A 3,608-nucleotide genomic window follows, 5' to 3' on the forward strand; every position below is an offset into this window, starting at 1 on the left:
ATAGCATGGTCTTTAAATCCTTGTTAGGGGCAAGAATTTAAAGAAGAGTTTAGCTTAATTATGATTTTACATAAATTGCATATTATAGTAAATTGATATTATTTGTACTAAATATTGTAAAAATTCAGGAATTTAATCCTTATATTATTTATGCGCAAAGTCATAATTAGTGAGTTTTACAAATGAACCGTCCTAAAAAGCGAACGAGCGTTTACAAAGGTATACCTTTACAGATATATAGAAAACTATACAAAACCACGTCTATAAATATTTATTTTTAATTTTACAGACATCTGTTTATTTTGCACACCTTTACAGACATTATTGATATAATTATCAGTGAGGTGTGGCATATGAAACATAAAAAATTTGGATATGTACGAGTTTCCAGTAAAGATCAAAACGAAGAACGACAAATTCAGAATATGAAAGATTTAGGAATAGAAGATCGAGATATTTTCATTGATAAAGAATCTGGAAAAAATATGGAGCGAGAGAACTACCAAATGTTAAAGCGTCTTGTTCGTACAGGAGATACCATTGTGTTTGACTCCTTGACAAGACTTGGGAGAAATATGAATGATACATTAGAAGAATTTAGATATTACGAAAAACATAGAGTAAATTTACAATTTATAAAGGAACCATACATTAACGTAAATTACACTGGAGAAAGTACAAATGATGTTATTCAGAGCGCAATTCAAAAAGCAACACTGACAATATTATCTGCCTTTGCAGAAAAAGAGCGCATTGATATTAAACAACGACAAGCTGAAGGAATTGCTCTTGCCAGAAAACAAGGTAGACGTTTAGGACGCCCACCTGTCGAAATAACAAAAGAATTTACGGATGCTTACAAGGAATGGAAATCTGGTTCAATTACAGCAGTAGAAGCCATGAAAAAGTATGGCATCAAACGTTCTTCTTTTTATAAGCTTGCTAAACAGTATGAGGAAAGAATGAAAGAATAGAGAGACAAAATTTTAATTTGTTAAGATAGTAATTGAGGTAGCACCAACATTCGTTAAAATGTGGGTGGGCCCCTTTTTAGCAAAACCGGAGTGGAAATGATGAGTATAAATAGTTTTGTGGGATTGATAAAGGACGAATTATTAAAAGAGGTAAGCATAAGAAGTGAGGATGAATTCGAGCCTGTAGTAGTTAAAGATATTCCTAGACTTTGGAAGTGTTTAGGGACAGGTAATTATGCCGCAGTATTTATGCACAAAGAATACAAAGATTGGGTAGTGAAAGTTTACGCGCGAGAAGGAGAAGGAATTGAAAAAGAGTCAGAAGTATACCGAAGAATCGGAAATCATCCTTCTTATTCGAAGCTTATATATAAAGGAGAAAATTTCATAGTATTGAAACGTTTAAAAGAAATTACCTTATACGATGCTATTCATAAGGGGATTAAAATTCCTAAGCAGGTAATCCTTGATATCAATGAAGCTTTAGAGTATGCAAGGGAACAAGGATTAACTCCTTGTGATGTTCACGGGAAAAATGTGATGATGGAAAACGGAAGGGGATATGTAGTCGATATATCTGATTTCTTAAAAACAAAAGAAGATAGTAAGTGGAGAGACCTAGAAAAGGCATATTTTACATTTTACTTGCCTTTCATTTATAAATTGCCTTTCCCTGTTAAAATACCGTATTTCATGTTAAACATTGTTAGACGTTCATATAGAAAATATAAGAAGCTTAAAAAGAAATTCAAATTGTAAAAGGACCACATACTTATCTCTAGGTAAGATAAGTGAACCACTAGTAAACAAAAGGACCGTACATTTTAGATATGTCTAATATGTACGGTCCTAATTTTATAACTTCATGAAGGCGTACAGCCAACATTTTAACGAAAATATACGCTAAGCAAAATTCGACATGAAAAAACGTTGATTTTACTACTCTAAGGGAATCATCTAATCTCAAAAACGTAGGTATTTGAGACAAATGCACTTCAATATAAAATGTGCTGAAATGAGCCTAAATAGTGTCTCAAAACCCATCTTTAAATCAAAATCTCAACTCAAATCGTATTATTGAGTTTTGAGAATCCTTTAGCGTATAAAAACGTTAAAATGTGCGTGCTACCCCTATGAAAACTGTATTTTAAACCAAATTAGGGCTACATCATCACATCTTTATTTCAAATTCACAATTTCAAAGACCTTTGTATGTAAAAATATAATTAAATGGCTTAAAATGCGCCTGACGGTATCGCAATTTTTGAATATACATACAAAATATGGTTTCATTGGTTCTTTTGCAAAGTTTTCTAAAGTAAGCTAAACTCTGTAAAAAACAAACAAGGAGCGTAACAAATGAGATATTTTAAAGGAAAACAGTTCGAGAAAGATATTATCTTGGTAGCCGTTGGCTACTATTGTCGTTTTTCTTTAAGCTATCGCGATGTGTCTGAAATTCTCAAAGAACGTGGTATTTCTATTCATCCAACAACTATCATGCGCTGGGTTCATGAATATGGAAATCTTATCTATCAAATTTGGAAGAAGAAAAACAAAAACACATTGTTATCTTGGCGTTTGGATGAAACCTATATTAAAATTAAAGGAGATAGGTCTTTACAAAAATACCTTTCATCGTACAATAAAGTACCTCAATAATATCATCGACCAAGATCATCGACATGTGAAACGTCGATTTTCCCGTTCCTTAGGCTTTCAAAGTCTTCGCCATGCCTCACGTACTATTAAAGGTATAGAAACTGTTCATGCCATATACAAACAAAAGCGAAGTCTTCAACCAAACTTCGTTTTTTCGACGTATAACGCATTACATGAATTATTAATAGTTTCATAAAACTGGTCCGCAATATTCCCCATCTCTTTATGTCTTCGGAAACTTTGCAACAGAACCATTTAAGATGATGTCGTACTTTCTCTTCTAATTGAGGTCCATATTGATGAACCCAACGCATAATCGTTGTGTGAGCAATTGATAATCCCCTTTCCTCCATCATTTCCACCAGGTTACGAAAGCTCAAATTGTACCGTAGGTACCACCTTACTGTTAATAAGATTAGTTCAGGCTGATAATGCTTCCATTTGAACAAATTTTCCTTTTCCATACTGATCACACCACCTTTTGTAGAGTAGTAATATCAGTATGTCCAAATTTAAGAGATTTTTTGCACCAGAACCGGAGATTTTAGTGGGAAACAATATAAAAAGATTTCATCCGGTATGATGAAATCTTTTTATATATTTCTTTTAATTTATTTATTAAAATTAGAATTTTTATTACTATAGAAACCTAATATAATAACAAATAGAGCTAATAGAATACTTAACCAGTGATCTAATTTATACGGTAAATTCATATCAAAAATATTGGTAGCAATCATAACAATTAATGTTAATATAGCTAAAAGATAAGTAATTATTTTCATTATTAATCATTCCTTCACATTAAAGTAATTATTTAAAATTATTAGAATTAATATTAATATGTTTTTTTATTAAAATTGATTAGTCCCCCGGTGAACAATACAATAAAACTGGTTCCGGTGCAAAAACTTCAAGATACATGCAAGTAACCTCTAAATCTTGGACATACTGATACTATTACTCTAAAAA

2 protein-coding genes and 2 pseudogenes are annotated in these 3,608 nt (G+C 31.7%); 3 read left to right on the forward strand and 1 reads right to left on the reverse strand.

The window, feature by feature from the left end:
* Positions 1 to 353: 353 nt before the first annotated feature.
* From JDS96_RS29965 to JDS96_RS29975, 3 genes and pseudogenes are all read left to right on the forward strand, one after another.
* On the forward strand, positions 354 to 974 hold the full coding sequence (locus tag JDS96_RS29965; RefSeq protein ID WP_199669028.1) for a recombinase family protein: 621 nt from the start codon (positions 354 to 356) through the stop codon (positions 972 to 974).
* Between the two features lie 99 nt (positions 975 to 1,073).
* Positions 1,074 to 1,733, forward strand: a complete 660-nt coding sequence (locus JDS96_RS29970) for a protein kinase family protein (RefSeq protein ID WP_199669029.1) — start codon at positions 1,074 to 1,076, stop codon at positions 1,731 to 1,733.
* Between the two features lie 600 nt (positions 1,734 to 2,333).
* Positions 2,334 to 2,832: pseudogene (locus tag JDS96_RS29975) on the forward strand (IS6 family transposase).
* A gap of 58 nt (positions 2,833 to 2,890) precedes the next feature.
* Here JDS96_RS29975 and JDS96_RS29980 read toward each other — a convergent pair.
* Positions 2,891 to 3,100: pseudogene (locus tag JDS96_RS29980) on the reverse strand (IS6 family transposase); the annotation flags it as partial.
* Between the last annotated feature and the right edge of the window lie 508 nt (positions 3,101 to 3,608).

Source organism: Bacillus cereus group sp. N21 (assembly GCF_016483395.1).
Lineage (GTDB): Bacteria > Bacillota > Bacilli > Bacillales > Bacillaceae_G > Bacillus_A > Bacillus_A pseudomycoides.